Source organism: Methylobacterium brachiatum (genome assembly GCF_900113845.1).
Lineage (GTDB): Bacteria > Pseudomonadota > Alphaproteobacteria > Rhizobiales > Beijerinckiaceae > Methylobacterium > Methylobacterium brachiatum.
Map to the genome: position 1 here is coordinate 1 of NZ_FOQW01000016.1, position 23238 is coordinate 23238.

Consider the following 23238-nt stretch of genomic DNA (forward strand, 5'->3'; position numbering starts at 1 on the left):
CCGCCTGGATCGCGTTGGCGGCGGCGATGCCGTTGCGGCCGGTGGCGCCGGCGGCGAGCGGCACGTCGTTGCGGGTGAGGGTCAGGTCGACCTCGTTGGGGCGGTAGCGCAGGCCCGGGGACAGGAAGGCGAGGTTGGCGCTGACCCCGTCGAACCGGCCGGAGACGCCGCCGGCGGCGGTGAGGATCGCGTAGGTGGTGCGCGGGCTGTAGGCGCCCGAGGCCGCCTGCACCTGCACGGTGCCGCCGGCCAGCGTCGCGGCGCCGCCGGCGGCGATCCTGTCGGCCTGTCCGGCGGCGTTGGCCTCGACCCGGTAGGTCGAGCCCGGGGCGAAGGCGACCGCGCCGGCGACGGTGAGCGTGCCGATCGAGTTGCCCGGCGCCACCGTGCCGCCCGACAGGGCGTTGACGCCCCCGACGCTGCCCGAGCCGCCCAGCAGGCCGCCGGCATTGACCGAGACGGTGCCCGCGATGGTGCCGTTGGCGTAGAGCGCGCCGCCATTGCCGATGCCGACATCGATGCCGAGGCGGTCGGTGGCGTCCATGCGCAGGGTGCCGGTGACGTTCCCGAAATAGCCGGCGGCGGCGTAGAGGTCGATGCGGCTCCAGTAGCTCAGCGGGCTGCCGTAGAAGGCGGCCAGCGCGTTGGTCTCGGTGTTGACGACGACCTGGTTGATCGTGTCCGTCGAGAGCTGGCCGTAGAGGCCGCCCTGGGGGGCGAGGGTGCGGGCGGCCGCGGTCGATCCGCCGTAGAGCGGGGCCAGCAGGATCGAGGCGTCGGGCCCGCCCGCGGGGGCGGCCTCGCGCGGGGCCTGGGCGAAGGACAGGGTCGGCAGGCCGTAGGTCATGCGGGCCTGGTAGGCCGCCTGGTTGGCGGCGGAGGGGATGTAGGGGTTGCCCGTGATGTTGGGCGCCCCGGCCGCGCAGGCCGCGACGGTGTTGCCGCACTGGGCGGCGAGATAGGCCTGGATCTGGCCCTGGGCCTGGACGAACTGGTTGGGCAGGTTGAGCGCGACGCCGGTCACCGCGGCGTTGTTGATATAGGCCGGGTTGGTGAAGGCCTGGGCGAGGTCGTAGAAGGCCAAGGCCCGACCTCCGATGATGTCCAGCGGGTAGTGCACGCCGAGCACGATGCGACTCTCAGCGTATTCGGAGGCGCGCAGAAGCATGCTTTGGTACTGTTGCGGCACCAGCATCGCCAGCAGCAGGCTATGCGTATAGGCCAAGGTTGTGTGCCCGCTCGGGAAAGACGGGTTGGTTTCAAGACCGTTAAGCGCGGACCGATCGAAGATGTTGAACCGGCCCGGCGCTGCTTGAACGGGACGCGATGAACCGTAGACGTCCTGGCCCCGCTGCTTGTTAGACACGCCGTAAGCGAGGTCGTAGACGCTGTCTCGGGTGTTGGGCAGTCCATTATACGTCGGTAGGCTGTAGCCAGCCGGCGCCACGGCCGGCACCGCTACGTAATTGGCCGGGGTCACGCTCGGGTTTCTCGCCGCGCCATTGGCGAAGTAGTTTTTGGCGATCGCATTGTCGTCGCCGGTAAGGGCATCTCCGCTGATCAGTAGATTGATCACGCTGCCGAGCGGCCCTTTCGTCCCCTGCGCGGCGCCACGCTGGTAGATCGGGCCGAGCTGGGCGCCGAGGCCGCCAACAAGTTGCTGCGGGACGATGCCGTTGACCGGCGTCTGAGCCGGCAGCCCGCCCGCCAGATTCGCGGCGATCGGAACAACGCCCAAGCCGACTGATGTGAGATCGTTGCGCTCCAGATAGAGGTAGCTCTTGTCGCTAATCGCGCGCTGTTGCCGCGCGAGATCGGCGATGGCGTTGATCGCCGACGACTGCGAAAGGTTTAAATCGAGGGTCTGCCGACCGATCGTTGTACCATTCAACGCTAGAAAAGGTCCCAGCAAGTTGACAGCATTTACTGTCGATACGTTTACGTTGGGAGTTTGCGCCTGCACACCCGAACCGCATGCGGCGACCATCAACGCCGCGATCGAGACCCCGTAGCGAAACGTCATTTCCGGCCCCCAAGCCTGCGACCATTCGGCCCGCGGCGGGAGATTTAACGAATTCTACAGATGCGAATGCGTCATAATCCATTCACATTGCGCTGAATCACGGGCTGTATCTCCCGCGCAACAGGCGCTTATCTTAGCCGGCATAAATTTTCCGGTCGCGTTGCTTGCACGTTGCTTCATGCATGCCAGCCGCCGATGACCAAATCTTCCCACGACTGGTCGAGTCCGTGGCATCGCCCAGCGGACGGCTCGCGTTATCTGCGGACAGATGCCAGTCCTCGGCATCCGCAGTGGGTGCCGCCGTATCAGTAAACACACCGGCCCTGGACTATAGGAGGACCGACTGAACTTGGTTCCAATTGATAGCTTCGTATTATCGTCCATAGACGCGCGAATATAATGCTGCCGTGAATCGGCCCGGTAAAACGTCACTGAACCGTCATCGCGTAATCCTAATCCCGCCCCGCTTCCGAAGACGATTCAACGCGAGGGCCCATGTCCGATTCCGCCGTAATGCCGCAGCCGGTGGCGGGAGGCAGGCCAGCGAGCGGTCCGCGCCTCGACCACGGGATGCATTTGGGTGGCGTGGTCGCCTTCCTGGCTGTTCTGGTGGCCGGGCTCGGCTACGCGGTGGTGAGCCTGATCACCGACATGAACGCGGTCGGCGAGGCGCCGCTGGCCTACGGGGCCTTCGCGCTGCTCGGGCTCGCCCTGCTGATCGCCCTCGCCTTCGAATTCGTGAACGGGTTCCACGACACCGCCAACGCGGTGGCGACCGTGATCTACACCCACTCGATGCCGCCGCTGGTGGCGGTGGTCTGGTCGGGCTTCTTCAATTTCCTGGGGGTGATGCTGTCCTCCGGCGCGGTGGCCTACGCCATCGTCACCCTCCTGCCGGTGGAGCTGATCCTCCATGTCGGCTCGGGGGCCGGCTACGCGATGATCTTCGCGCTGCTGCTGGCCGCCATCATCTGGAATCTCGGGACCTGGGCCTTCGGCCTGCCGAACTCGTCGTCGCACGCGCTGATCGGCTCGGTCCTGGGCGTCGGGCTGGGCAACCAGCTCATGAGCGGCGGCACGGGCACCGCCGGGGTCGATTGGGGCCAGGCGCTCAACGTGTTCAAGGCGCTGCTGTTCTCGCCGGTCTGCGGGTTCGTCCTGGCCGCGGCGCTGCTGCTCGTCCTGAAATTCCTGGTGCGCCGCAAGGACCTCTACGAGGCCCCCAAGGGTGAGGCGCCGCCGCCGATCTGGATTCGCGGCATGCTGATCCTGACCTGCACGCTGGTGTCGTTCTTCCACGGCGGCAATGACGGCCAGAAGGGCATGGGCCTGATCATGCTGATCCTGATCGGCGCCGCGCCCACCGCCTACGCGCTGAACCGGACCATGTCGGACGACACGACCCCGGCCTTCATCGAGGCCTCCACGTCGGCGAGCCAGGTCTTCGCCGCCCGCGCCGCCGGCGCCCCCCAGCCGGACGCCGTGCAGGCGCGCCGGACGGTGACGGACGCCCTGAAGACCAAGAACCTGAACCAGCCGCCGGTCTACGCCGCCCTCTCGGCGCTCGCGACCGACATCGCCGCCAGCGTGAAGAATTACGGCGCGATCCGCAGCGTGCCGGCCGCCCAGACCGAGAACATGCGCAGCGACATGTACCTCGCCGCCGACGCGGTGCGGCTGCTGCCGGGCGCCGGGGTGGAGTTCTCGGACCCCGAGAAGGCGACCCTGAAGACCTATACCGGGCTGCTCAACAACGGCACCCGCTACATCCCGGGCTGGGTGAAGATCTGCGTCGCCCTGGCGCTCGGGCTCGGCACGATGGTCGGCTGGAAGCGCATCGTCGTCACGGTGGGCGAGAAGATCGGCAAGACCCACCTCACCTATGCCCAGGGCGCCTCGGCCGAGATCGTGGCCGCGGGCACGATCGGGCTCGCCGAGCTCTACGGCCTGCCGGTCTCGACCACGCACATCCTGTCCTCGGGCGTGGCCGGGACGATGGCGGCCAACGGCTCGGGCCTGCAGATGTCGACGGTGCGCAACATGGCGCTCGCCTGGGTGCTGACCCTGCCGGCCGCCATCACGCTGGCGGCGAGCCTGTATTTCCTGCTGCGCCACGTCTTCTGACGGGCCCGGGCCCCGCGGTGCAGGATCCTGCGCCGCGGGCCCGGAAGCACGCAGCGCGCTGTCGAGACGGACAGGGCCGTTTCCGTGGTCGACGGAAACGGCCCTGTCCGTTCTGGTCCCGATGTCTCGGGTGGTTACGGGCGCGCCATGGCGCGCACGAAGGCCAGGCAGGTGCGGCGCGCGGCGACGGTCTCGATCGCCATGAAGGCCGTCACGAGATCCGCGGCCTGAGCGACCGTCTCGCCCGGTGCGCGCTCGTCCGGGAAGAACGCGTCGACCGGCAGATGGAGCGTGTCGGCGATGCGTTCCAGGATCGCCGCAGAGCGATCCGCCTCCGGATGCCGGCAAACCGGCTGGGTCATGGCGCGGGCCGCCATTCAATCCACCTGATGACCGAGCTGGATCGCCCGGGCGATCTCGGAGCGCCGCGCGGCGTAGCCGGGGGCAACCATCGGGTAATCGGCGGGCAGGCCGAACTTGGCCCGGTAGCGCTCGGGCGTCAGGCCATTGGCGGTGAGGTGCCGCTTGAGCGTCTTGTAGGACCGGCCGTCGATGAAGCTGATCAGGCCGTCCCGGCCGATCGAGGCCTCGATCTGCTCGGCGGACGGGCCGGTCCAGCCCGCGGCGCGGCCGGTGGGGTTCTTCTGAAGCACCGCGATGGCCGTGTGGACCTGGTCGATCAGCACCGGCAGGTCTCCCGCCCCCACGGGGTTCCGCGACACATAAGCGGCGACGATCGCGCCGACTTTCTCGATCAGGAAGGAAGAGCGGGGTTCGGTTTGATTGATCATGTCAGGTGTCGCTGTTCAACATTTCGTTACTAATGGCCCGCGTTGCCGACCGACGGCCCGAAGATCCGCCCCAGTGATCGACATCCGCCGGACACCCCACCGACGGTGAGTTGCCACGCGAACCTCAAGTTGCTTGAGTGCATCTCTTGAGGTGAGAAACAATATACAATATGTGCCCGATGGCGCTTGTCTGAAGACGCGGATCCCTTGTCCTCGCCGCGCGAAATGCCGGTCGATAAAAAAATTTACTAATGGAAGCACTGTTTTCGACCGAGGGCCTTAACCCGTTGCACAGCTTTCGGCAGTGGCGGGATGCAATCTCTGGGTGGGGCGTGCCCCTCGAACAGTCGCGCCTCGACGACGGGCCGTTCACCGGCAAGCTCGAGGCCGCCCGCCTCGGGCCCCTGTCGTTGATGCGGATCACCAACAGCGCCATCCGCAGCGAGGCGACGCGCGAGCAGATCCAGCGCACCGGCAAGGACGGTACGGTCGTGGTGATCTTCAAGCTCGCCGGCGTGTCGATGCTCGGCCAGGATGACCGGTCGGCCGTGCAGCGGCCCGGCGACATGGTGGTGATCGATCATCGTCCGGCCACCCACGAATCCCATGCGGGCAGCCAGGCGCTGCTCCTGGAACTGCCGCGCGAGCGCCTGGAGAGCGTTCTGGGATCCACGCGCCTCTATACGGCCATGGCGATGGGCGCGGACGTCGCCTCCACGGCGGTGACAGTCAAATTCGTCCACGAGCTGGTCCGCCTGCGCGCCCAGCTCGATCCCGAATCGGCCGCCCGGATGGCGTCGATCGGCGTCGACCTGATCGTCGCCAGCATCGCCGAGCGCCTGGCGCTCGAAGTGTCCCGGCCGATGCAGGGGACCGTCGTGGTCCAGCGCGCCAAGGCGTATGTCGAAGCCCATCTCGGCGACCCGACCCTGGACCCGCCGCATCTGGCGGCCGCGGTCGGCGTCTCGTTGCGGCGGCTCCAGGAATTGTTCCACGCGCGCGGCCAGCACATTTCCGACTGGATCTGGCACCGCCGGCTCGAGGTCGCGACCAAGCGCCTGACCGACCCGGGCTGCGTCCACCTGTCGATCGGCCCGCTGGCCTTCGGCTGCGGCTTCGCCAACCAGGCCCATTTCTCCCGCCGCTTCAAGGAACGCCACGGCATGACTCCCCGCGAGTATCGCCAGGCGGCCCTCGTCAGCACCCCGTAGGCCATCGCGCCACCCGGCCCCGCCAGGGAACAGCACCCGTGCAGCCCGTATTCACGACTGACGGCCTCCATCCGAAGAACAGCTTCCAGATCTGGCGCGAGGTGCTGTTCGAGCGGCTCGTGCCGATCGAGATCGAGCGCCTCGACGACAGGCCGTTCGCCGGCAAGATGGAGGTCGCCAGCGTCGGCTCCCTCAACATGAGCCGCGTCACGCAGGGCGCCCTGCGCAGCGAGACGACGCCCAACGCCGCGCGCCATCACGACAGGGCCGGCATGGCCGTCGTGCTGTTCAAGCTCGCCGGCACCTCGACCTGCCTTCAGGACGGCCGGGATTCGGTGCAGAAGCCCGGCGACATCGTCGTGCTCGATCACCGGCCGGCCGTGGTGACGACGAGCGCGGGCAGCCAGTCCGTGTTCCTGGAACTGCCGCGTGAGCGCCTGGAGAACATGCTCGGGCCCACCCGGCTCTACACCGCGCTGGCAATGGGGGCGGAACTGGCCTCGACCAGCCTCGCCGCGAGCTTCTTCCGCGAGTTGGTTCAGGTGCGCCACCGGCTCGACGCCGACGCGGCCGAACGGATGTCGGCGATCGGCGTCGACCTGATCGTGGCCTGCATCGCCGAGCGGATGGCCAAGGAGGTGCCGCAGCCGCTGCACGCGACCGTCGTGGTCCAGCGCGCCAAGGCGTATGTCGAGGCTCATCTCGGCGACCCGACCCTGGACCCACCGCATCTGGCCGCCGCGGTCGGCGTCTCGTTGCGCCGGCTCCAGGAATTGTTCCACGCGCGCGGCCAGCACATTTCCGACTGGATCTGGCACCGCCGGCTCGAGGCCGCCGCCAAGCAGCTGGCCGATCCGAGCGGCGCCCATATCCAGATCGGAGCCGTGGCCTTCGGCTGCGGCTTCGCGAGCCAGGCCCATTTCTCCCGCCGCTTCAAGGAACGCCACGGCATGTCCCCGCGCGAGTACCGGATCGCGGCCCTCCTGGGCACGCCGTAGGGGCGTCCGCCCCATCGCGGCGGGGCACGAGACCGCAACGGACGCCCCGCATGACCACACGATGCCCGGGCGTGCTGCAGGGCGGCCACGGCAGGTGTTGTCCCGCCCGTGGCATGCTCGGCGGCCCGGGAAAAAGCAGAGCGGCATTTGCATCGGCAGGGGAAATTTTGATATAGGCCCCTGCAACACCTTGCTCAGGTGGCCGCAAGACCGGTCGATATTTGATCTAGATCAATATAAATGCTGCCAAGCAATCAAAGTTCCAAAACAATACTTCAGAACCCCATAACGCGATGACCCCGCACATCATATTTGTGAAAACGGAATTATATTTATGAGATTATTGTTTTCAACCGACAATCTTCCTGTCAATACCAGATTCAAACGTTGGCTGGAGACACTGGAAGAGCAGCGCCTGCCCCTCGAGCAGGAGCGGCTCGGCTCCGGTCCGTTCGAGGCCAAGCTGGAGAGCGCCACCCTCGGCCCTCTGACGATGACGCGGGTCTCGGAGGGCCCCCTCCGCAGCGAGGCGACACCGCGCGCGATCCGTCGCCTGGGCGACGAGGGCTGGATCAGCGTGGCTTTCACCCTCGCCGGCGCGACGACGGTCGGGCAGCGGGATCGGACATCGAAGCAACGCCAGGGCGACCTGGTCGTGATTGAGCATCAACCGACGGTGATCACGACGAGCCCGGGCAATCAATCACTCTACCTGAAGATGCCGCGCGAGCGCCTGGAGAGCGTGCTCGGGCCGGCCCGCCGCTACGCGGCCCTGACCGTGGGCGCCGAGCTGGCCACCGCGACCCTGGCGATGAGCTTCTTCGAGGAGCTGAGCCGCATGCATCACCGGCTCGATCCCGTCACGGGCGCCCGGATGGGTTCGATCGGCGTCGACCTGATCGTGGCCAGCATCGCCGAGCGGATCGCCCTGGATGCGCCCCTGCCGGCCAGCGGCGACATCCTGGTCCAGCGGGCCAAGGCGCATGTCGAAGCGCATCTCGGCGACCCCGCTCTCGATCCGCCCCGGCTCGCGGCGGCGGTCGGCGTCTCGCTGCGCCGGCTCCAGGCGCTGTTCGACGAGCGCGGCCAGCACGTCTCCGACTGGATCTGGCAGCGCCGTCTGGAAGTCGCGGCCGATCGCCTGGCGGACCCGACCTGCACCCACCTGACGATCGACACCCTGGCCGGCGGCTGCGGCTTCGCCAGCCGGGCCCATTTCTCCCGCCGGTTCAAGGGCCGGTTCGGCCTGGCGCCCAGCGACTTCCGGCGCGCCGTCGGGCTGGGTCTGCAATAACGGTCCGGCGCGCCCCGCTCAGGGGCCGCGGTCGCTCCGGCGCAGGCTCGCCGGCATGGCAAACAGCAGGAGGCCGGCCGCCACCAGGCAGAGCGAGCCGATGACGTAGAGAGCCGGCGTCGTGGACCCGGTCAGGTCCTTGACCCAGCCGACCATCACCGGGCTGACGATGCCGCCGAGCTGGCCGAGCGTGTTGATCAGCGCGATGCCGCCGGCCGCGCCGACGCCGGTGACGAGCTTGGCCGGCAGGGTCCAGAAGGTCGGGATCGAGGCGACGATCCCGGAACCCAGCAGCGCCAGCGCGATCATCAGGGGCACGATCTGCCGATCGAACAGGCCCGCGGTGAAGAAGCCGATGGCCGCGGCGATCGCCAGGGCGGCGACGAATTTCGGCCGCTCGCCCGAGGCGTCGGACAGGCGCCCGACCACCACCATGCTGATCGCGCCACAGATGTAGGGGATTGCGGTCAGGAACCCGACATAGGCGGCGCTGCTGCCGCTCGCGGTCTTGATCAGGTCCGGCCCCCAGAAGTTCAGGCCGTAGGAGCCGATCTGGAGGAGGAAGTAGACCAGCCCGATCATCAGGAAGCCCGGCTGGCGGAGCGCGCCGAGGAGCGAATGATCGCCGATCTCCCGGTTGTGGTGGGCGATCCGGGCCGACAGCAGGTCCTTCTCCGGCTGCGAGAGCCAGCGCGCGTCGGAGATCCGGTCGTCGAGGCGCATCAGCACCAGGGCGCCGAGCAGGAGGCAGGGCAGGCCGCCGGCCAGGAACAGCCATTGCCAGCCGGCGAGCCCGGCGACGCCGTTGAGGCCGCCGAGGATCAGGCCGGCCACCGGCGCCCCGACGATGCCGGAGAAGGCCGAGGCCACGAACAGGAACGAGGTGATCCGCCCGCGATGGGAGGCCGGGAACCACAGGGTCAGGTAGTACAGGATGCCGGGCGCGAAGCCCGCCTCCATGGCGCCGATGAGGAAGCGCAGGGTGTAGAAGTGCCACTCGGTGCGGATGAAGATCATCAGCGCGGTGGCGATCCCCCAGGAGATCATGATCCGGGCGATCCAGCGGCGCGCGCCGACCCGGTAGAGGAACAGGTTCGACGGCACCTCGAAGATGACGTAGCCGACCACGAACATGCTGGCGCCGAGCCCGTAGGCGACGTTGCTGAAGCCGAGGTCGCTCTGCAGCTGGAACTTGGCGAAGCTGATGTTGATCCGGTCGAAGAACGCGAACAGGTAGCAGACCATGATCAGCGGCATCAGCCGCCACGCGACCTTCCGGACGATTCCGGTCTCGGTCACGTCCTCTGGGCGCGCGGGCGCGCCGGTCACCGCGATGGCCATCGTGTTCCTCCCTGGAGAAGTCCGGCCGCCCCGTCGCGGAAGGGCCGGATGCGCGGAGCCGCCTTCGATGGGCGGCTTTGTCGCGCGGCGTTCGTCGAGACGTCAGGCGGCCCGGGGGACCGGGTGCAGGTCGCAGGGCCGGCCGGCCTTGGCGACCTGGCCGGGCACCTCGTGGCCGACGAGCCGCGGCAGGTCCCGGGACAGGGCGATCAGGGCCGGCAGGTCGAGGCCGGTCCGGATCCCCATCTCGTGGGCCATGCTGACCAGATCCTCGGTGCAGATGTTGCCGGTGGCGCCCGGCGCGAACGGGCAGCCGCCGAGACCGCCGAGCGCCGCGTCGAAGCGGCGGGCGCCCGCCTGCCAGGCGGCCAGCACGTTGGCGAGGCCGACCCCGCGGGTGTTGTGGAAGTGCAGGGTCAGATGCTCGGCCGGGACGATCGCCAGGACCCGGGCGACGAGCCGCTCGACCTGGCGCGGGTTGGCCATGCCGGTTGTGTCGGCGAGCGTCACGCCGGTGATGCCGAGCGAGCGGTAGCGCTCCACCTGCGCGATCACCTTGTGGATCGGCTGATCGCCCTCGAACGGGCAGCCGAAGGCGGTGGCGACCGTGGCGTTGGTCAGGACCGACGCGCCCGTCACGGTCTCCATAATCCGGGCGAATCCCGCGATCGAGTCGTCCGGGCTCATGCCCATATTGGCGCGGTTGTGGGTCTCGCTCACCGAGGCGACGAGGTTGATCTCGTCGACCTTGGCGGCGAGCGCCCGCTCGGCCCCCTTGGGGTTCGGGACGAGCGCCACGTAGACGGTACCGGGCCGGCGGCGGATCCCGGCGAACAGCTCGGCGGCGTCGCGCAGGGCCGGTACCGCCTTGGGCGAGACGAAGGACGAGACCTCGATGCGGGAGAAGCCCGCATCCGAGAGCGCGTCCACCAGAGCGATCTTGTCGGCGGTCTCGACCCAGGCGGCCTCGATCTGGAGGCCGTCGCGGGGCGCGACCTCCTGGACCAGCATCGTGGCGTCGCTCATTTCACGGCTCCCGCGTCGCGCAGCGTCCGGATCGCGGCCGGGTCGAGGCCGAGATCGGCCAGGACCGCGTCGGTATGGGCGCCGAGCGCCGGGCCTTGCCAGCGCACCGCCCCGGGGGTGCCCGAGAGCTTCGGCACGATGCCGGGCATCTTCACCTGGGTGCCGCCGGGCAGTTCCGCCTCGAGGATCATGTCCCGGGCCTGGTAATGCGGGTCGGCGACGATGTCGGCCACCGAGTAGATCCGCCCGGCCGGCACGTCCGCGGCGTCGAGGGCGGCCAGGGCGTCGGCGACGCTGCGGGCCTTCGACCAGTCGCCGATCACGCCGTCCAGCATGGCGGCGTGCTGCGAGCGGCCCTCGTTCGAGCGCATGCGGGGATCCTCGGCGAGGTCGGGGCGGCCAATGGCCGTCATCAACCGGCGGAAGATCGGATCGCTGTTGCCCGCGATGACGACGTAGCCGCCATCCTGCGTCGGGTAGGTGTTGGACGGGGTGATGCCGGGCAGCGCGCCGCCGGTGCGGGTGCGGATCTCGCCGAGCAGGTCGTATTCGGGGACCAGGCTCTCCATCACGTTGAAGACGCTCTCGACCAGCGAGACGTCCACGACCTGCCCGGCGCCGCCATTGACCTTGACGTTGAGGATCGACATCAGCGCGCCGATCACGCCGTGGAGCGAGGCGAGGGTGTCGCCGATGCTGACCCCGACCCGGGCCGGCGGGCTGTCGGGGGAGCCGGTGGTGTAGCGCAGCCCGCCCATGGCCTCGCCGATGGCGCCGAAGCCCGGCCGGTCGCGATAGGGCCCGGTCTGGCCGTAGCCGGAGATCCGCACCATCGTGAGCTTCGGGTTGAGGGACGAGAGCACGTCCCAGCCGAGCCCGAGCTTCTCCAGGCCGCCGGGCCGGAAATTCTCGACCACAACATCGGCGCTGGTGGCGAGGCGCTTGACGATGTCGAGCCCCTCCGGCGTCTTGAGGTTGACCGCGATCGACTTCTTGTTGCGCGACTGGAGATACCACCACAGCGAGGTGTCGCCGTGCATCTTGCGCCAGGTGCGCAGGGGGTCGCCGCCTTCCGGCGCCTCGACCTTGATCACCTCGGCACCGAACTCGGCCAGGAGCTTGGTGGCGAAGGGGGCGGCGATGAGCTGGCCGAGTTCCAGCACACGGATCCCGCTGAGCGGACCTGACACCGTCGTTCTCTCCCTGTCTTTGCCCGGAGGATACGACCGGCTTCCGGGCGATGTCCAAACGCGATGCGCCAGCCTGCGTTCTCCGGCCGCGAACGCAGAGGGCTCTCTACCCGCCCGTCATGCGCAGGTGATCCAGCAGCAAGGCGGCAGCGGGCGGCAGGGCGCCGGGCCGGACCACGAGGGTGAGCGTCCGCGTGGCCCAGGGATCGGTCAGCGGCACCGCGGCGAGATGCAACTGCGGACCGAGCAGGGCGAAGACCCCCTCCGGAATCGTGCCGAGCCCCATCCCGGCCTGCGCCATCCGGCAGATCCCGTCGAAGCTCGGCACGTGGATCCGCAGGCGCAGAGGCCGCCCGAGCCGCCGGGCCTCGTCCCGCAGGGCGGCGTGGATCGAGCTCTCGACGTGCAGGCCGACATGGTCGTAATCGAGGGTCTCGGCGAGGGCGATGGCGGTTCGCCCGCTCAGCGGATGATCGGCCGGCATCACCAGGACCAGGCGGTCGCCGCGATACGGATAGGCCGCGAGCGAGCGGGTGTCGGTGCCGCCGGCGCAGATCCCGAGATCGGCCGCGCCCTCCTCGACGCCCAGCACCACGCCGCCGCTCGGCCGCTCCGCCAGGTCGACGCGGATCCGCTCCTGCGCGGCCAGGAAGGTCTGGAGGTCCTCGGGCAGGAACTGGACGATGGCCGAGAGGTTGGCGAGCATCCGGACGAAGCCGCGCACCCCGTGGGCGTGCTCGGCGAGTTCGAGCGCCATCTGCTCGGCGCTGGCCAGCATCCGGCGGGTGTGGTGCAGCAGGGTCTCGCCGGCCGGCGTCAGGCGCATCCCCCGCGGCTCGCGGGTGAGCAGCGTGCAGCCCAGGGCGTGCTCCAGCTCGGCCAGCCGCTTGCTCACCGCCGAGGGTGCGATGGAAGCCCGCCGGGCCGCGCCGTTGAGCGTCCCCGCCTCGCAGATCGCCGCGAACAGGCGCAGCGTCTTGAGGTCGAGGCGGCTGACGGTCGCCGCGGTGGGAAGCGTCTCGCGAATGCTCAGGATCCTTTCTTCGCGGCCTCCTGCGGCCCGCGCCAGTCCCGCGCGCCGACCGGTTGGCCATACGCGCCGTGGCCGAGCTTGGCGCCCTGCCGGTTGACCAGGCCGAAGCGCAGGACCGCCTGCTCCAGATAATCGATCGCGTCGACCAGATGGGCGCGGGCCGCCGCGATCGCGTCCTCGCCCTCCTCGACCGGGGTCTCGGCGAGGTTCACCGCGGCGATCAGCACCCGGTCGCGCTCCTCCTCAATCCGCCGGTCGCGCTCGACATGGCCGCGGACGCGGGCGTCGAAGGCCTCGATCACTGACCAGGGCAGCGCGTCCTTGTCGACCGGCGCCCGGAAGGCCAGCGCGTGGCGCCGCGCCGCCGCGGCGGCCGCCCTGACGTGATCGGCGAGTTCTGCATCCATCCGGGTCTCTCCGTGGGGTCTCGGGTTCGGGTTGGGCCGATGCCCGCACATGCTGTCTCGAACGCGCGCCCGCCAGGCCCGTTGCCGGGCGGCCGATCGGGTCGCAGCCCGAGCCTTCCAAACCGGAATCGCGCGAAGGCCTTACCTTGACAATGCGAGGCCTTATCTCTCGGAAGTGTGATCCGTGTACCGGGCCCCGCTCGGAAGGGAGCTACCCTGAATGGTCTCGATGCTGAACGCCGGCGCGCTGCGCCCGACATCCGCGGCGGCGCGCCTGCTGAGCGCGCTCACGATCCTCCTGGTCGCCACCGGCCTGTCCGGCTGCGGGGCGGTCAACCGCGTGCCGACCCTCGAGGAGCAGGCCAAGTCGTCCTGGAGCGAGGTGCAGAACCAGTACCAGCGCCGCGCCGACCTGATTCCCAACCTGGTCGAGACCGTGAAGGGCTATGCCCAGCAGGAGAAGGACGTGCTGATCGGCGTCACCGAGGCCCGGGCGAAAGCATCGAGCGTGAAGGTCGACGCCTCGACGGTGAGCGATCCACAGAAATTCAAGGAGTTCCAGGACGCGCAGAACCAGCTCTCCGGCGCGCTCGGGCGCCTGCTGGTCACGGTGGAGAAATACCCCGACCTGAAGTCCAACCAGAACTTCTTGGCCCTGCAATCGCAGCTCGAAGGCACCGAGAACCGCATCGCCGTGGCGCGGCGCGACTATATCGGCGCGGTCCAGGCCTACAACACCGAGCTGCGCACCATCCCGGGCCGCTGGATCGCCGCGATCCTGTATCCCGAGGCCAAGCCGATGGAGACCTTCTCGGCAACCCCGAACGCCGACCGGCCGCCGAACGTGAAGTTCTAGAAGCGGCACCATTAAATGCGGCTCATGGGCCTGAGCACCGGGACGCTGGTGCGGCTGTTCCTGGCGCTGGTCGTCCTGTTCGGGTGCCTGGCGGTCTACGCGGTCGGGGCGCTCGCCGCCGACCTGACCTTCCCGCCGCTCACCGGACGCGTGGTCGACGGCGCGGGTATCCTGACGCCCGACCAGCGCGCGGCCCTGGGGGCCAAGCTGAAGGCGCACGAGGACAAGACCTCGGACCAGGTGGTGGTGGCGACAGTGCCCAACCTCCAGGGCACGACCATCGAGGACTTCGCCAACCGCCTGTTCCGGGACTGGAAGCTCGGGCAGGCCAAGACCAACAACGGCGCGCTGCTGCTGGTGGCGCCGAGCGAGCGCAAGGTGCGGATCGAGGTCGGCTACGGCCTCGAAGGGGCGCTGACCGACGCGCTCACGCGGGTCATCATCGCCAGCGCGATCACGCCGCGCTTCAAGACCGGTGACTATTACGGCGGGATCAACGCCGGTATCGACGGGATCCTGGGGATCCTGTCGGGCGATGCCGAGGACTGGCAGCGCAAGCCGCAGGTCCGGGCCGACGAGGTGGATCCCCGGCAGGTCGCGGTCTTCGTCATCCTGTTCCTGGTCGTGCTGTTCGTGGCCTGGCGCATGAGCCGCGGCGGCGGGGGCGGCCGCGGCGGGCGCGGCGGCGGCATCGTGTTCCTGCCGGGCCCCGGCTCAGGCGGGTGGAGCGGCGGCTTCTCGGATGGCAGCTCGTCGGGCGGCTTCGGCGGCGGATTTTTCGGCGGAGGCGGCTCGTCGGGCGGAGGGGGATCCTCGGGTGACTGGTAGGATCGCCGACATTCTCCCGCCCGCGGCCTGCGAGCGCCTGGCTGCGGCAGTGTCCCGGGCCGAGGCCGGCACGTCCGGCGAGATCGTCGTGATGATCAGCCGGCGTGCGGGCGCCTACCGCTCGGTGGTGCTGCTCACGGCGCTGATCGCCGCGCTGATCCTGCCCTGGCCGCTGATCGTGCTGACCGGCTGGAGCGCGACCACGATCCTGCTGGCGCAGGCGGCCCTGGTCGCGGCCATCCTGGCGACCAGCCAGAATGCGCGGCTGCGGCTTGCCCTGGTGCCGCGCCGGCTGCGCAGCGCCCGGGCCCGCGAGGCCGGGCAGCGGGCCTTCTGGTCCCGCGGCCTGAGCCGCACCCGGTCCCGCACCGGCGTGCTGCTCTACCTGTCGCTGGCCGAGCGCCATGCCGAGATCGTCACGGATCTCGGCGTGCTGCAGCGCATCCCGGCCGAGTCCTGGGACGGGATCCTGGCCGAGCTCGGCCGTGCCCTGGCGGGCGGCGACATCGAGGGCGGGCTGACCGTCGCGGTCGAGCGGATCGGCGCCATCCTGGCGGAGCATCTCCCGGCCGGCCCGCACGATCCGGACGAATTGCCGAACCGGGTGATCGTCGCGGATTAGCGCCGCGTCCCAGGACGGAATACATCAGGGCCTGCAGCGCCGATCCATCGATCGAGCGCGGTGACGGACTTTGTGCGCTGCCGCACGATCCCGGTCCGAGACCGGTAACCCGAGGGGCCCGCTCGCGATTTGACCGCATGGGACTCGGGGCCGGGCCGCGTTCGCGCGCGGCACCGAGATCGAGACGAGGCGCGAGGCCGCCATTTCGGCCTCGCCCAAGGAGGCCGTCATGAAGATCCTGATCGCGGCAACGCCGCTCACCGGCCATGTGAACCCGATGCTCGCCATCGGCCGCGCCGCGGCGGCCCGGGGCGACGAGGTGCTTGTGCTCACCGATCCGGCCTTCCAGGCGAAGGTCGAGGAGGCCGGCCTGCGCTTCACGCCCTACGCGGACAACGAATCCGCCGGATATCTCGAGACGGAGCTGCCCGCCGGGCCGGAGCGCTTCCGGCACGAGTTCCAGCGCCGCTTCATCGATCCGATGCCGGACCAGACGGCGGCCTTGAAGGCGCTCATCGCCGCGGATGCGCCGGACGTGATCGTCGCGGGCAGCATGTTCCTCGGCGTGCTGCCGCTGCTCCTCGACACCGCGCCACGGCCGCCGATCGTCACCGCCAATATCAGCATCCTGTTCCTCGACCGGCCCGATCACGCCCCGGTCGGGCTGGGCCTCCCGCCGGCCCGCGACCAAGCCGAGCTCGCGCGCTACGCCGCGCTCAAGGTCGGGATGGATGCAGCCTTCGCCAACCCGGTCCGGGCCTACGCGGACGCGCAACTCGCCCGGCTGGGCGTGTCCCCGCTGCCGGCCTCGCTGCCGCACTCCATCGTCGTGCTGCCCGACCTGTTCCTGCAGCCGACCGTGCCGGGCTTCGAGTACGATTACGGAACGCTGCCTCCGGGCGTGCGCTTCATCGGCCTGCTGCAGCCCCCGGCCCCGCCGGCCCCCTTGCCGGATTGGTGGCCGGAGCTGGAGCGGGCCAACGAGGCGGGCAAGCCCGTGGCCCTGGTCACCCAGGGCACCCTCGCCAACGCGGATTTCGGCACCTTGGTCGAGCCGGCGCTCGCCGCCCTCGCCGACCGGGACGATCTCCTGGTCCTGGCCACCACGGGCGGCCGTCCGGTCGAGGCCCTGCGCGGGCCGATCCCGGCGAACACGCGGGTCGCACGCTTCCTGCCGTTCCGCGAGTTGCTGCCGCGGGTGAGCGTGCTCGTCACCAATGGCGGCTATGGCAGCGTCTCGCTCGCGCTGTCGAACGGCGTGCCGATCGTCTCGGCCGGCCTGACCGAGGACAAGGCGGAGGTGAATGCCCGCATCGGCTGGTCGGGCGTCGGCATCAATCTCGCCACCAATACGCCGAGCGTGGACGCTTTGAGCGAGGCGGTGACGCGGGTGCTCGACGAGCCGAGCTTCCAGCAGCGGGCCGGCGCCCTGCAGGCCGCCTTCGCGGCGCGGGACGCGATGAGCGGGATCCTGGGCGCGATCGACGACCTCGCCCGCTCCGGGCCCGTGCGCCGCGCCGGGACGGGCGCCGCGGTGTCCCGGGCGAAGTCGGCCTGACCGGTCGGGCCTTGACCGTCTTCGGCGATCCGGGTGGGTCGCCGAACTGATTGCGAAACCGTGAACCCCAAAATGTTTCCCGTGAAACATTTTCGGACAGGTAACCCGGCTCCGGCGGGCGGAAGCGTCCCGCCGGAGCGTCCTTCCGGCTTCGTCAGCGGCGCACCGGCACCGGGCCGTTCATCCCCGGCCAATCCGAGTAGCCGTTGGTGCCGCCGCCATACCAGTAGGGCTTGGGGGCCTCGGCCAAGGGCGCGCCGCTGGCGAGACGCCCGACGAGATCGGGATTGGCGATGTAGGGCCGGCCGAAGCTGAACAGGTCGGCCCGGCCTTCGGCCAGCTCCTTCTCGGCGAGATCCAGGGTCAGCTGGTTGTTGCCGATATAGGCGCCCTTGAACCGGCGGCGCAGGTCGAGGAAGTCGATCCCGTCCGGCACGTCGCGGGTCTGCTGGGTCACGCCCTCGATCGTGTGGACGTAGAGCAGGCCGAAGCCGTTCAGCGCATCGACATAGGCGCCGTAGGTGGCGTGCGGATCGGAATCGAGCGGCGTCTCGCCGGGCTGCGTGGTCGCCGGCGAGAGTCGGATGCCGACCCGGGCGCCGCCGCCCCAGACATCGGTGACCGCCCGGACCACCTCCAGGGGAAAGCGCAGGCGGTTCTCGATCGAGCCACCGTAGCGGTCGGTGCGCGTGTTGGTGGAATCCCGGACGAATTGCTCGAGCAGGTAATTGTTGGCCGAGTGGATCTCGACGCCGTCGAAGCCCGCCCGCTTGGCGTTCTCCGCAGCCCGCCGGTAATCGGCGACGATCCCCGGGATCTCGTCGGTCTCGAGCGCCCGCGGCGTCACGTGGGGCTTCATGCCGTCCTGCGTGAAGGCGGTACCCTCCGGCTTGATCGCGGAGGCCGAGACCGGGAGCTCACCGCCGGGCTGGAGCTCGGGATGCGAGATCCGGCCGGTATGCCAGAGCTGCAGGAAGATCAGCCCGTCATTGGCATGGACCGTCTTCACGATCCGCGACCAGGCCTCGACCTGCGCGTCCGACCAGATGCCCGGTGTGTAGGCGTAGCCGACACCCTGCGGTGAGATGTTGGTCGCCTCCGAGATGATCAGGCCCGCATTGGAGCGCTGTCCGTAGTAATCGGCCGCGAAATCCGGCGGCACGCCCTCGTTGTTGGAGCGGCTGCGGGTGAGCGGCGCCATCACCACGCGGTTTTTGAGGGTCAGGTCGCCGATGGTGACCGGCTGCAGGATCGGGCTGTTCGGCATGAAACCTCGGTTGGGACGTCGTGGGCGACGGAACGGCCCCGGCGAAGGGCAGGCCTCGCGGAGCTGGCACGCGCAAGAGGGATGGTCGTTAACAGGCCGAGGTCCCGCCCCGGTTCCACGGACACGTTCTGATCCGTCCGAGCCCGGCCGGGCGGCGGTCGCGGCGCGGAATGCCGCGGGAACCGGATTCCGGCGCGTGTCTTGGCTCCCCAGCGACACCACGAGCGGCAGGACGCCCCGTGCGGCTGCGCGGAATCCAACCGCATCGCCCGGGATTTGGCCCGGCGAGGCCGCGTCCCGCTTCTACGCTCCCCCGCGATCTGGAGAACCGACGCCATGAAGGCACTCTGCTGGCACGGCAAGAACGACATCCGCTGCGACACGGTCCCGGATCCGGTGATCGAGGATTCCCGCGACGTGATCATCAAGGTGACGAGCTGCGCGATCTGCGGCTCGGATCTCCACCTGATGGACGGCCAGATGCCGACCATGAAATCCGGCGACGTGCTCGGCCACGAATTCATGGGCGAGGTGGTCGAGGTCGGCCAGGGCTTCACCAAGTTCCGGAAGGGCGATCGGATCGTCGTCCCGTTCAACATCAATTGCGGCGCCTGCCGCCAATGCAAGCTCGGCAACTGGTCGGTCTGCGAGCGCTCGAACCGCAACGGCGAGATGGCGGCCGCGCAGTTCGGCTACCCGACCGCGGGCCTGTTCGGCTACTCGCACCTCACCGGCGGCTATGCCGGCGGCCAGGCCGAATACGTGCGCGTCCCCATGGCCGACGTGGCGCCCATGAAGGTGCCGGACGGCATGGATGACGAGTCGGTCCTGTTCCTCACCGACATCCTGCCCACCGGCTGGCAGGGCGCCGAGCATTGCGAGATCCAGGGTGGCGAGATCATCGCGATCTGGGGCGCCGGCCCGGTCGGCCTGTTCGCGATCCAATCCGCCAAGATCATGGGCGCCGGGCGCATCATCGCCATCGACACCGTGCCCGAGCGGCTCGCCCTGGCGAAGACATCGGGCGCCACCGACGTCATCGACTTCATGAACGAGGACGTGTTCCAGCGAATCCAGGAGATCAGCAAGGGCCAGGGTGCCGACGGCGTGATCGACTGCGTCGGCATGGAGGCGAGCGCCGGCCATGGCGGCCTCACCGGCGTCCTCTCGACCCTCCAGGAGAAGCTGACCTCCACCGAGCGACCCTACGCGCTGGCCGAGGCGATCAAGGCGGTGCGGCCCTGCGGGATCGTATCGGTGCCGGGCGTCTATGGCGGCCCGGTGCCGGTCAACATGGGCTCGATCGTCCAAAAGGGCCTGACCCTAAAGAGCGGGCAGACCCACGTGAAGCGCTACCTGGAGACGCTCACCAAGCTGATCCAGGCGGGCAAGTTCGACATGACGTCGATGATCACCCACCGCTCCACCGACCTCGCCGATGGACCGGACCTCTACAAGACCTTCCGGGACAAGGCCGATGGCTGCGTGAAGGTGGTCTTCCACCCGAACTGAGCCCGCGCGCCGCACTCAATATCGCCGACACGACCCCGGTCCGCCCGGACCGGGGCTTCGAGACCATCGCCCCGATCCCAGGATTGCTCCCGTATGACCAACCCGGCCGCCCGTACCCTGCTGCCTCTCCTCCTCTGCACCGTCGCCGGGCCGACCCTGGCGCAGGAGCCCGTCGCCGCGACGTCGCCGCCGGGCGGCTCATCGGCGCTGACGCAGGTCGCCCGGTTCCAGCATCAGGTCACCGGCGTGACCGTGGCGCAGGACGGCCGGATCTTCGTGAACTTCCCGCGCTGGACCGAGGATTCCCCGGTCTCGGTGGCGGAGCTGAAGGACGGGAAGCCCGTCCCCTACCCTGATGGGGAGTGGAACAGCTGGCGCAACGCCCGCAAGGACGCGGTCGACCCCAAGACCCATTTCGTCTGCGTGCAGAGCGTGGTCGCCGACAAGCAGGGCCGGCTCTGGGTGGTCGATGCCGCCGCCCCCGCCATGGCGGCCGTGGTCAAGGACGGCCCGAAGCTGGTGGCGATCGACCTGAAGACCAACGCGGTCGCCAAGACGATCGCGTTCGACCCATCGGTAGCCCCGCAGGGATCCTACCTGAACGACGTGCGGATCGCGCCGGACGGCAAGACCGCCTACCTCACCGATTCCGGGGCCGAGGGCGCGCTGGTCGTGGTCGATATCGAGTCCGGCAAGGCCAAGCGGCTGCTGGCGGGCGTGGCCGCGACCATGCCCGACCCGGCCGTAACCGTGACCTATGACGGCAAGCCGCTCCGGCGGCCGGACGGACGCGGCGTGGAGTTCTCGGCCGACGGCATCGCCCTCTCGCCGGACGGCAAGACGCTCTACTGGCAGGCGATCAAGGGCAAGACGCTGTACAGCCTGCCGACCGACACGCTGACCGGCTGGCTGACGGCCCCGATGATGCCGGAGGCGCTGGCCGACAAGACCCTGGCCGGCAAGATCGTCACGGTCGGCGAGAACGGCCCGGCCGACGGGCTGCTGATCGATCGCGACGGCAGCCGCCTCTACGTGACCTCGCCGCAGGATGATTCGATCAAGGTGCGCGACCTCGCCGCCAAGCAGGCCGGACTGACCACGCTGGTGCAGGATCCGCGGTTGCGCTGGCCGGACACGTTCAGCCAGGGCCCGGACGGGACCCTCTACGTCACGACCTCGCACATCCAGGATTCGGCCTTCTACAAGGAGGGCGCGCCGATCGCCCTGCCGACCGAATTGTGGAGCTTCAAGCCGGCGGCTGCGCCACGCTGAGGTCGCCGACGACGCGCATCCCCGGTCCGCGCGATCGGCCGGGGGTGCGATCGGGCTCGTCCCGGACGTGCCAATACCAATATGGCTCAGGCTTATCGGTCGGTTACCGGGGCTGCCGGCATGCGTCGATAAGAATGATTCTAAGTTACGTTTAACAGATTTCAGAAATATTTTGATCTCATAAATACAATACATATCGATTATTTATGAGAGCAAGAAATTTTCGGATCCATACAGATGGCACTTGACTCAAGGCCTTAGCGTTCCGTTAACGGCAAGATGTCATCGTCTTTTCGCAGATTCCCGTCCGGCTCGCGCCAGACCTGATCCACTGCCGTTGAGACATCACCAGAGACCCGACCGACCCATGGGCATGCTGTTTTCGAGGGATCTCCACGCGAAGGTGGAGGCGCTGGACCGGTCCCAGGCGGTTATTGAATTCGCGCTCGACGGCACGATCCTCACGGCCAACAAGAACTTCCTCGATGCGGTCGGCTACAGCCTCGACGAGGTCCGCGGCCGGTCTCACGCGACCCTGGTCGACCCGGCCTATCGGGAGAGCGACGCCTATCGCGCGTTCTGGGCGGCACTCCGGCACGGCGACTTCCAGGCGGGCGAGTTCAAGCGCATCGGCAAGGGGGGCCGCGAGATCTGGCTCCAGGCGACCTACACCCCGATCCTCGGCCGGGGCGGCAAGCCGATCAAGGTCGTCAAGTTTGCGAGCGACGTGACCGAGCAGGTCATGCGCACCATCGGGTATGAGGGCCAGATCGCCGCGATCAACCGGTCGCAGGCGGTGGTCGAGTTCGCGCTCGACGGCACGGTCCTGACCGCGAACGACAACTTCCTGACCACGCTGGGGTATCGCCTGGAGGAGGTCCAGGGCCGCCACCACAGCCTGTTCATCGACCCGACCGAGCGCGACAGTGCCGAATACCGGCGCTTCTGGGACAGTCTGGGCCACGGCGAGTACCAGATGGCCGAGTACAGGCGGCTGGCCAAAGGCGGGCGCGAGGTCTTCATCCAGGGCAGCTACAACCCGATCTTCGACCGGGACGGACGCCCGCTCCGGATCGTCAAGTTCGCCACCGACGTCACCGCCGCGGTGCTGGAGCGCCGGCGCCGGGCGGCGTTGCAGGACACGATCGCCCACGATCTGAACGCCATCGCGGACGCCGCCTCCGGCGTCTCGCAGCAGGCCGGGCAGGCGGTCCAGGCGTCGGCCCATGTCTCCGGCGACATCCAGACGGTGGCCTCGGGCGCCGAGGAGCTCGCCGCCTCGGTCGCGGAGATCAGCGCGCAGGTCACGCAGGCATCGGAGATCTCCGGGCAGGCCGTGGGGCAGGCCCGGGAGACGCACCGGATCATCGCGGGCCTCAGCGCCTCGGCGGCCCAGATCGGCGAGGTCGTCGCGCTGATCCAGAGCATCGCGGCGCAGACCAACCTGCTGGCCCTGAACGCCACGATCGAGGCCGCCCGCGCCGGCGAGGCCGGTCGCGGTTTCGCGGTGGTCGCCGCGGAGGTGAAAAAAAACGCCAACCAGACTGCCCGGGCCACCGAGCAGATCGGCACGCAGATCACCGGGAGCCAGGACGCGACCCGGGGGGCCGTCGAGGCGATCGGCTCGATCCAGGGCACGATCGTGAGGCTCAACGAGGTCGCGACCGCGATCTCGAGCGCCGTCGAGCAGCAATCGGCGGTCACGCGCGAGATGTCGGCCAGCATGCAGACGGCCGCTCAGGGTGTCGGCGCGATCACCACCAACCTCGAACGGATCGCCCAATCGGCCGAGCAGGCCGACAGCGCCACGCAGCAGCTGCGCACCGCCGCGCGGGATGCCGCCTAGGGCGCTCGCCTCGGACCTCGCAGCGCGGATTGCAGCCGC

At 69.1% G+C, this 23238-nt stretch carries 20 protein-coding genes; 11 read left to right on the forward strand and 9 right to left on the reverse strand.

From position 1 onward, the window contains the following. Positions 1–1891, reverse strand: a 1891-nt coding sequence (locus tag BMZ47_RS29200; protein ID WP_280142745.1) for a phosphatase PAP2 family protein, incomplete at its 3' end; no start/stop codon positions are given. A 627-nt stretch (positions 1892–2518) separates the two neighbouring features. Here BMZ47_RS29200 and BMZ47_RS20295 point away from each other — a divergent pair. After that, the gene (locus BMZ47_RS20295; RefSeq protein WP_091863968.1) at positions 2519–4147 is read left to right on the forward strand and encodes an inorganic phosphate transporter; all 1629 of its coding nucleotides are present in this window, start codon (positions 2519–2521) and stop codon (positions 4145–4147) included. Between the two features lie 134 nt (positions 4148–4281). Here the strand turns inward: BMZ47_RS20295 and BMZ47_RS20300 are convergent, their stop codons facing one another. Continuing rightward, positions 4282–4524, reverse strand: coding sequence for a hypothetical protein (locus BMZ47_RS20300; protein WP_091863969.1), 243 nt, complete (start codon positions 4522–4524; stop codon positions 4282–4284). Beyond that, on the reverse strand, positions 4525–4938 hold the full coding sequence (locus tag BMZ47_RS20305) for a Ros/MucR family transcriptional regulator (RefSeq protein ID WP_091863970.1): 414 nt from the start codon (positions 4936–4938) through the stop codon (positions 4525–4527). Positions 4939–5189: 251 nt separating this feature from the next. On the opposite strand from BMZ47_RS20305, the gene BMZ47_RS20310 reads away from it, so the two are divergent. The 3 genes from BMZ47_RS20310 (at position 5190) to BMZ47_RS20320 (ending at position 8441) form a co-directional block, all read left to right on the forward strand. Then, the gene (locus BMZ47_RS20310) at positions 5190–6149 is read left to right on the forward strand and encodes a helix-turn-helix domain-containing protein (protein WP_091863971.1); all 960 of its coding nucleotides are present in this window, start codon (positions 5190–5192) and stop codon (positions 6147–6149) included. A gap of 38 nt (positions 6150–6187) precedes the next feature. Next, on the forward strand, positions 6188–7147 hold the full coding sequence (locus BMZ47_RS20315) for a helix-turn-helix domain-containing protein (RefSeq protein ID WP_091863972.1): 960 nt from the start codon (positions 6188–6190) through the stop codon (positions 7145–7147). A gap of 334 nt (positions 7148–7481) precedes the next feature. Next, complete coding sequence (locus tag BMZ47_RS20320) at positions 7482–8441, forward strand: helix-turn-helix domain-containing protein (protein ID WP_007560232.1); 960 nt, start codon at positions 7482–7484, stop codon at positions 8439–8441. Positions 8442–8459: 18 nt separating this feature from the next. Here the strand turns inward: BMZ47_RS20320 and BMZ47_RS20325 are convergent, their stop codons facing one another. The 5 genes from BMZ47_RS20325 to BMZ47_RS20345 all read right to left on the reverse strand — a co-directional run bounded on the left by BMZ47_RS20325 (position 8460) and on the right by BMZ47_RS20345 (position 13438). Further along, a complete protein-coding gene (locus BMZ47_RS20325; protein WP_007560234.1) occupies positions 8460–9782 on the reverse strand; it encodes an MFS transporter in 1323 nt (440 codons plus the stop codon). Between the two features lie 102 nt (positions 9783–9884). Continuing rightward, positions 9885–10808: a hydroxymethylglutaryl-CoA lyase gene (locus tag BMZ47_RS20330; protein ID WP_091863973.1), complete on the reverse strand. Its 924-nt coding sequence runs from the start codon at positions 10806–10808 to the stop codon at positions 9885–9887. Continuing rightward, positions 10805–11998, reverse strand: coding sequence for a CaiB/BaiF CoA transferase family protein (locus tag BMZ47_RS20335; protein WP_007560239.1), 1194 nt, complete (start codon positions 11996–11998; stop codon positions 10805–10807). Before BMZ47_RS20335 ends, BMZ47_RS20330 begins: the two co-directional genes overlap by 4 nt. Before the next feature lie 106 nt (positions 11999–12104). Further along, on the reverse strand, positions 12105–13025 hold the full coding sequence (locus BMZ47_RS20340; protein WP_091863974.1) for a LysR family transcriptional regulator: 921 nt from the start codon (positions 13023–13025) through the stop codon (positions 12105–12107). A gap of 2 nt (positions 13026–13027) precedes the next feature. Further along, a complete protein-coding gene (locus BMZ47_RS20345) occupies positions 13028–13438 on the reverse strand; it encodes a hypothetical protein (RefSeq protein ID WP_050733977.1) in 411 nt (136 codons plus the stop codon). 220 nt (positions 13439–13658) lie between these two features. Between BMZ47_RS20345 and BMZ47_RS20350 the strand changes: the two genes are divergently transcribed. The 4 genes from BMZ47_RS20350 (at position 13659) to BMZ47_RS20365 (ending at position 17302) form a co-directional block, all read left to right on the forward strand. After that, the gene (locus tag BMZ47_RS20350) at positions 13659–14294 is read left to right on the forward strand and encodes a LemA family protein (protein WP_007560245.1); all 636 of its coding nucleotides are present in this window, start codon (positions 13659–13661) and stop codon (positions 14292–14294) included. Between the two features lie 15 nt (positions 14295–14309). Then, positions 14310–15122: a TPM domain-containing protein gene (locus tag BMZ47_RS20355; RefSeq protein WP_091863975.1), complete on the forward strand. Its 813-nt coding sequence runs from the start codon at positions 14310–14312 to the stop codon at positions 15120–15122. Beyond that, entirely contained in the window at positions 15112–15744 is a 633-nt protein-coding gene (locus BMZ47_RS20360; RefSeq protein WP_091863976.1) for a TPM domain-containing protein, read from the forward strand. Before BMZ47_RS20355 ends, BMZ47_RS20360 begins: the two co-directional genes overlap by 11 nt. Positions 15745–15973: 229 nt before the next feature. Next, positions 15974–17302, forward strand: coding sequence for a nucleotide disphospho-sugar-binding domain-containing protein (locus tag BMZ47_RS20365; RefSeq protein WP_091863977.1), 1329 nt, complete (start codon positions 15974–15976; stop codon positions 17300–17302). A 154-nt stretch (positions 17303–17456) separates the two neighbouring features. Here the strand turns inward: BMZ47_RS20365 and BMZ47_RS20370 are convergent, their stop codons facing one another. Further along, positions 17457–18569, reverse strand: a complete 1113-nt coding sequence (locus BMZ47_RS20370; RefSeq protein WP_091863978.1) for an alkene reductase — start codon at positions 18567–18569, stop codon at positions 17457–17459. Between the two features lie 336 nt (positions 18570–18905). Here BMZ47_RS20370 and BMZ47_RS20375 point away from each other — a divergent pair, with 336 nt between their 5' ends. The 3 genes from BMZ47_RS20375 (at position 18906) to BMZ47_RS20385 (ending at position 23199) form a co-directional block, all read left to right on the forward strand. Beyond that, on the forward strand, positions 18906–20081 hold the full coding sequence (locus tag BMZ47_RS20375; RefSeq protein WP_091863979.1) for a zinc-dependent alcohol dehydrogenase: 1176 nt from the start codon (positions 18906–18908) through the stop codon (positions 20079–20081). Between the two features lie 93 nt (positions 20082–20174). Then, on the forward strand, positions 20175–21353 hold the full coding sequence (locus BMZ47_RS20380) for an SMP-30/gluconolactonase/LRE family protein (RefSeq protein ID WP_091863980.1): 1179 nt from the start codon (positions 20175–20177) through the stop codon (positions 21351–21353). 367 nt (positions 21354–21720) lie between these two features. Further along, complete coding sequence (locus tag BMZ47_RS20385) at positions 21721–23199, forward strand: methyl-accepting chemotaxis protein (RefSeq protein ID WP_091863981.1); 1479 nt, start codon at positions 21721–21723, stop codon at positions 23197–23199. Positions 23200–23238: the final 39 nt, after the last annotated feature.